Origin of the sequence: Micromonospora sp. WMMD737 (assembly GCF_049179055.1) — a bacterium.
Classification (GTDB): Bacteria; Actinomycetota; Actinomycetes; order Mycobacteriales; family Micromonosporaceae; genus Micromonospora; species Micromonospora reichwaldensis.
The window spans coordinates 1-6,330 of sequence record NZ_JBMHMH010000009.1; the positions used below are offsets into that span (position 1 = coordinate 1).

Consider the following 6,330-nt stretch of genomic DNA (forward strand, 5'->3'; position numbering starts at 1 on the left):
GACGGCGCGGTGGGCCAGGGGCGGGTTGCAGGCGCCGAGGATCAGGTACTTCTCCATCTCCTCGCCGAGTTTGGCCTTCAGGGTGGCCTGCATGTCGATCTCGGTGAGGACCCCGAACCCTTGGCCGGCGAGCGCTTCCCGGGTGCGGCTGACCGCGTCGTCGAACGACGTGTGTAGCACGGTGGACAGTGCGAATCCCATCGGGCGTCCTTTCGTGAGCGTCTTCTCAGGCCAGGGCCAGGAAGAGTTTCTCCAGTTCGGCTTCGGTCATCGGTTTGTCGCCGTCCGCGGCGTCGCCGGTGACGCATTCGCGCAACCCGGTGGCGACGATCTTGAATCCGGCACGGTCGAGTGCACTGGACACCGCCGCCAACTGGGTGACGACGTCCTTGCACTCGCGTCCGTCTTCGATCATCGAGATCACGCCGGCCAGCTGGCCCTGGGCGCGACGCAGGCGATTCAACACCGCGGCCATGGCCTCTTCGTTTCCGATCATGGCGCAGCTCCTTTCTCTGTGATGCCCCCATTGTACCCGCGGGGGTATATATGCCCGGTCAGGTCGCCGCCGCTGCGGTGTTGGCGTTGCCGTTCAACCGGCGCAGTGGACACTTCGGGACCCGGGCGCAGACGAAGCTGGTTGCGGCGGCGACGAGGACCACGGCCAGTGCGACACCGCCGACCACCGCATGCACCTCCTGCCACAGGATCACCGACGACATCGCCAGCACGAACCAGCCGAAGGCCTTGCGCAGCGAGTCGGGGTCGACCACCGCCGTCAGCCGGGCTCCGATCAGCGCGCCGACCAGTGCGGCCGCCGTCACGGCGCCGGCAAGGCCCCAGTCGATCTGGACGCTGGACAGGTACCCGGCCAGCCCGGCGAACGACTTCATCGCGATCACCACCAGCGAGGTGCCCACGGCCACCGGCATCGGCAGCCCACCGAGCAGGGCCAGGGCGGGAACCACCAGGAAGCCGCCACCGGCCCCGACCAGGCCGGTGACCAGTCCGACGACCAGGCCCTCGAGCACCACCTTTCCGGCGGGCAGCGACTTCGGTGCCGCGCCGGGGTCGACGTCCTTGCGTCCGCGCAGCATCGCCAACGCGGTGGCGATCATGATGACGGCGAACCCGATCAGCAGCACCGTGCCCGGGATGAACCGGGCCAGTAGGCCGCCGAGGTACGCGCCGGCCATGCCGGCCACGCCGAACACCAGCCCGGTGCGCCACTGGACCCGTCCGGCACGGGCGTGCGAGATGGCGCCGACCGCGCTGGTCGCTCCGACGACCAGCAGGGAGGTCGCGATCGCCTGTTTGGGATCCATGCCGGCCACGTAGGCCAGCAGCGGCACGGTCAGGATGGACCCGCCGCCGCCGAGCAGTCCGAGGGAGACGCCGACGAGGACCGCGAGGCCCACGGTCAGCGCGAGCATGGTGGTCATTTCGTGTCCACCAACTGGTTGACCACGGTCTGCAGGCTGCAGCTGGCACCCCGGTTGTAGGGCAGTCTGGCCAGCAGCATCCCCATCGCGCAGGTGTTGGTCACGGCAGCGAACGTCAGGCCCGCGCCGACGGCGAAGGCCACCCATTTCAGGCCGGGCACGAAGATGCTGGCCAGCACGCTGACGGCGACGATCAGGCCGGCGACCAGGCGGACCTGGCGTTCCAGGTCCCACCGCTGGCCCCGACGGTTGACGGTGAACCCGTTGGTCTGCCAGGCGGTGATCCCGCCGTCGAGGATGTGCACGTTGGACAGCCCGGCCCGGCGCAGCGTCTCTTCGGCCTGCGCGGCGCGCTGCCCGGACCGGCACACCAGCACGACGTCTTCGTCGACGTGCGAGAGGATCTCGTCGCGGTGCTCACGCAGCAGGTCGAGCGGCACGTTGTAGGAGCCCGGCATGTGGACCGTCTCGAACTCGCCGGGGGTGCGCACGTCGAGGACGCGCGGCGGGGTCGGCGAGGCGAGCAGCCTGTTCAGGTCGGCCGAGTCGATGGTGGCGGGCACGGGTGCGGTCATGTTCAGGTCCTTTCTTGATACCCATTGGGGTATATGCTCTACTCATTGATACATACCCATGGGGGTATCGTCAAGCCGGAATACCAAGGTTGCTTCGCACGTAATATACCCGTAGGGGTATTTATCGCCGCGACCGGCGACCCCAGCGCACACAAGGAAGGAACACGATGATCCTCGAGCAGTACTACATCGAATGCCTGTCGCACGCCTCGTACCTGATCGGCGACGAAACCAGCGGCCGCGCCGTGGTCGTGGACCCGCGCCGCGACATCACCGACTACCTCGCCGACGCGGCGAAGTACGGACTTCGGATCGAAGGGGTGATCAACACCCACTTCCACGCCGACTTCGTCTCCGGTCACCTCGAGCTCGTGGAGGCCACCGGAGCCTGGATCGGATTCGGTGCTGCCGCCGAGACGGACTACCCGATCCGCCGGCTGGCCGACGGGGAACACATCTCGCTCGGCGAAGTCGACCTCGAGATCCTGTCCACACCCGGGCACACCTGGGAATCGATCAGCGTGTTGGTGCGCGAGCATCCCGGCGCCGAGCCGACCGCGGTACTGACCGGCGACTCCCTGTTCATCGGTGACGTCGGCCGACCCGACCTGGTCAACATCGGTGACAGCTCCACCAGCGATCTGGCCGCCGCGATGTACCACACACTGCACGACAAGCTGCTCAAGCTGCCGGACGCGGTCACCGTCATGCCGGCCCACGGCGCGGGATCGTCGTGCGGCAAGAACCTGTCGACCGAGCTGACCTCCACCATCGGTGAGCAGCGCAGGACGAATCCGTCGGTGCAGCCGATGAGCGAACAGGAGTTCATCGAACTCGTCACGCACGGCCAGCCCGCCGCGCCGGCCTACTTCTCGGTCGACGCCGCGATGAACAAGCGGGTGCACCCGCTGCTGGCGCAGGACCGTTCCGTCACCGCACTGACCCCCGCCCAGATGCGCCGGGCGCTGCAGGACGGGGTGCGCGTCGTCGACGCGCGCAGCGTCGAGGACTTCGCGGCCGGGCACCTGCACGGCTCGGTCAACGTCGGATTCGACGGCCGATTCGCCGAGACCGGCGGCATGGTCGCCGAGATCGGCGACCTGATCGCGCTGATCGCCTATCCCGGCGAGGAGCAGGAGGCCGCGCTGCGGCTGGCCCGCGTCGGCTCGGACAACGTGATCGGCTACCTCGCAGTGGGCCGCGGCGAGGAGTTTCCCGCCGAGCTGTCCGACCTGATCCGCACCGCGCCCCGGGTCACCGTCGCCGAACTCGACCGGCTGCTGGCCGACGACGCCGTCACCCTGGTCGACATTCGCAACCCGGGCGAGGTCGAGGCCGGCAGCATCCCCGGCGCAACCCCGATGCCGCTGGCCAACCTCCGGACGCGGCTGGCCGACATCCCGAAAGACCGCCCGATCGTCGTGCACTGCGCCGGCGGCTGGCGTTCCAGCGTCGCGGCGTCGCTGCTGCGCGCCGAGGGCTTCGACAACGTGTCCGACCTGGAGGGCGGCTACAACGCCTGGGCCGATTCCCACGCCACCGTCTGAGACGAAAACCACACCACCGGAAAGGAACTCCCACCGATGAGCACCACCAACCTCACCCTGTCCGACTTCGAGAGCACCATCACCGACACCCCGATCGCGCTGGTCGACTTCTGGGCTGCCTGGTGCGGCCCGTGCCGGGCCTTCGCCCCGGTCTACGAGCGCTCGGCGGCAGCCCACCCCGACGTCCTGCACGCCAAGGTGGACACCCAGGCCGAGCAGGAGCTCGCCGCCGTCCTGGCCATCCGGTCGATCCCGACGATCATGGCGTTCCGCGACGGAGTGCTGGTGTACAGCCAGCCCGGCGCGATGCCGCCGGCCGCGCTCGAGGACCTGATCGCCAAGGTCAAGGGTCTCGACATGGCGCAGGTGCGCGCCAAGATCGCCGAACGGCAGGCCGCGGAAGCGCACAGCTAGAACCGCTTCGGCACAACCACTGGAGGAGACATGTGTTATCAAGCCACCTGCTCGAGGTGCGGCAAGATCGGCTGGCAGGGCTGCGGGCAGCACATCGACGAGGTCATGCGCAACGTCCCGGCCGGACAGCGGTGCACCTGCGCGAGGTCGGACCAACCGGCCCCGCCCAGGCGGGACCAACGGCCCTGACGTGCACCCGCCCGACGCCATAGCGTGGGTGTCGAACTGGGTAGACGCCGAGGAGGACACCATGGACTGGCCGACCGCTGCCGTTCTGATCGCCGCCATCATCGCCGTGATGGCGGTGGTGAGCACCTACATCGCATCCAGAAGCCCGAAGTGACCGACACCGGGTCCCATGTGCCGGGCGGCGTGTGACCAAGGACTCCTGCGTGTTTGCGGAGCGTGGCGCTACCGTCGATCTCGTGGGACCTGATGACGCTGATGACAAGGTACGGCAACCGCACCGCTCCGTGATCGATCGTGTTCCCGGGGCGGTGCCGGTCCGCAATGCGATTCGCCCGCTGACCAGGACCGGAAGGTACTACGCCCGGTCCTGGCGGGACTATCTCGAGGACGGACCGGGGCAGATGCCGATCGCCCGGCCGACCGTGGCGCTGGCTGCCGAGGCGCTGCGTGACGAGGTCGTGCTCCTCGGCCTGCGCTCCCGTCGCCCGGTCAGTGATCCCCAGGCTTTCGAGCGTATCCACGCCGAGGTCGTCGAAGCGTTGGAGTTCTACGGGAACCGCGGCTGGCTCAGCGATCCGGAGGGGTTCTTCACCGCCCCGGGTCGACTGACCGATGTCGAAGTCGCGCCGGTGCAGCGCCGTAGCCGTGCCTACTTCCGGTTGAGGTGGGACAGCGGGTACCGTCCGCTGCCCGACGAGCCCGGGGCCGATCGGTGGCTGGGGTACCGGGCGGTATCCCACGGGTACGGATTGATGCTGCGGCACCGGGAACCACGGCCCTGGCTGGTGTGCATCCACGGAACCGAAATGGGCCGCGCCGCCATCGATCTGGCGTTGTTCCGGGCGTTCTACCTGCACGAGAGACTGGGCCTCAACGTCGTGCTCCCGGTGCTGCCGCTGCACGGGCCTCGCGCGAAGGGTCTGCCCAAGGGGGCAGTGTTCCCCGGCGAAGACGTGCTCGACGACATCCACGCCACGGCCAACGCGGTGTGGGATGTCCGCGGTGTACTGGGCTGGATCAGGCAGCAACAACCCGGAGCCGCGATCGGCTTGTACGGCTTGTCCTTGGGTGGGTTCGTCGCCGCGCTGGTGGCCAGCCTCGACGACGACCTCACGTGCGCGGTGCTGGGAGTCCCCGTCGCCGACCTCATCGGGTTGCTGGGCAGGCACTCGGGGCTGCAGCGCGACGATCCGCGCCGGGACACGATCGAGCTGGCCGCTCCGCTCGGTCAGATGGTCTCCCCGCTGTCGCTGACCCCCAAGGTGCCGACGACGGGCCGTTTCATCTACGCGGGACTGGCCGATCAGGTGGTCCACCCGCGTGAGCAGGTCACCCGGCTGTGGGAGCACTGGGGCCGCCCTGACATCGAGTGGTATCGCGGCGGGCACGCCGGCTTCTTCCAGTCCCGGCCGGTGCAGCAGTTCGTCACCGACGCGTTGGTGCAGTCGGGGTTGATCGCCGAGGAGTCGAGCAAGCCCGGCCACCCGGACTCGTTGACCGGCTGATCCGTCGGCCGGCTCAGCCCTGTCGTGCGACGATCACCGGGATCTGGGCGGCATTCACGATCGCGCTGCTGACCGACCCCAGCAGCATGCGCGACGCGCCCCGGCCGTGACTGCCGACCACGACCAGCTGTGCCCGGTCGGCATGCTCGAGCAACCGGGGGCCGGGGCGGTCGGCCACCAGCACGCGGTGAACCGTCACGTCGGGATACTGCGCCTGCCAGCCGGACAGCCGCTCGGAGAGCACCTCGTCCTCCTGGTCTTTGATGTTGCGCCACTCGATCGGCGCCCAGTTGATTCTGGGGAACTCCAGCGGGCCCATATCGGTCCAGGCGTGCAGGGCCACCAGATCGACACCGCGCCGGGACGCTTCGTCGAAGGCGATGGCGGTCGCCAGCTCCGAGGCCGGCGATCCATCGACACCGACGAGCACGGGCGCCTGCGGTGAGGGCTGCAGTTCCCCATGGATCACCGCAACCGGGCAGTGGGCGTGGTGCACCAGCCCGGAGCTGACCGATCCCAGCACGGCCCGGGCGACGGCGCCTTCCCCGAGACAGCCGACGACGACGATGCCGGCGGACTTCGATGTGTCGAGCAGCGTCGGGACGATCGGCCCGAACAGCATCTCGGTGCTGACCGCGCTGGTTCGCCCCGGCGATGTGGC

8 protein-coding genes are annotated in these 6,330 nt (G+C 68.9%); 3 read left to right on the top strand and 5 right to left on the bottom strand.

The window, feature by feature from the left end:
* The 4 genes from ACN27A_RS33710 to ACN27A_RS33725 all read right to left on the bottom strand — a co-directional run.
* Window positions 1–201: DUF302 domain-containing protein (locus ACN27A_RS33710; protein ID WP_421458942.1), on the bottom strand; the 201-nt coding region annotated here is incomplete at its 3' end.
* Between the two features lie 25 nt (window positions 202–226).
* Complete coding sequence (locus tag ACN27A_RS33715; RefSeq protein WP_421458944.1) at window positions 227–496, bottom strand: metal-sensitive transcriptional regulator; 270 nt, start codon at window positions 494–496, stop codon at window positions 227–229.
* 58 nt (window positions 497–554) lie between these two features.
* A complete protein-coding gene (locus ACN27A_RS33720; protein WP_421458946.1) occupies window positions 555–1,439 on the bottom strand; it encodes a sulfite exporter TauE/SafE family protein in 885 nt (294 codons plus the stop codon).
* Window positions 1,436–2,014, bottom strand: a complete 579-nt coding sequence (locus ACN27A_RS33725) for a rhodanese-like domain-containing protein (protein WP_421458948.1) — start codon at window positions 2,012–2,014, stop codon at window positions 1,436–1,438. Before ACN27A_RS33725 ends, ACN27A_RS33720 begins: the two co-directional genes overlap by 4 nt.
* Before the next feature lie 167 nt (window positions 2,015–2,181).
* Here ACN27A_RS33725 and ACN27A_RS33730 point away from each other — a divergent pair, with 167 nt between their 5' ends.
* From ACN27A_RS33730 to ACN27A_RS33740, 3 genes are all read left to right on the top strand, one after another.
* Window positions 2,182–3,561: an MBL fold metallo-hydrolase gene (locus ACN27A_RS33730; RefSeq protein WP_421458950.1), complete on the top strand. Its 1,380-nt coding sequence runs from the start codon at window positions 2,182–2,184 to the stop codon at window positions 3,559–3,561.
* Between the two features lie 36 nt (window positions 3,562–3,597).
* A complete protein-coding gene (locus tag ACN27A_RS33735) occupies window positions 3,598–3,975 on the top strand; it encodes a thioredoxin family protein (RefSeq protein ID WP_421458952.1) in 378 nt (125 codons plus the stop codon).
* 374 nt (window positions 3,976–4,349) lie between these two features.
* On the top strand, window positions 4,350–5,669 hold the full coding sequence (locus tag ACN27A_RS33740; RefSeq protein WP_421458954.1) for an alpha/beta hydrolase family protein: 1,320 nt from the start codon (window positions 4,350–4,352) through the stop codon (window positions 5,667–5,669).
* Between the two features lie 13 nt (window positions 5,670–5,682).
* Here ACN27A_RS33740 and ACN27A_RS33745 read toward each other — a convergent pair.
* On the bottom strand, window positions 5,683–6,330 hold a 648-nt coding region (locus ACN27A_RS33745), incomplete at its 5' end, for a universal stress protein (RefSeq protein WP_421458956.1).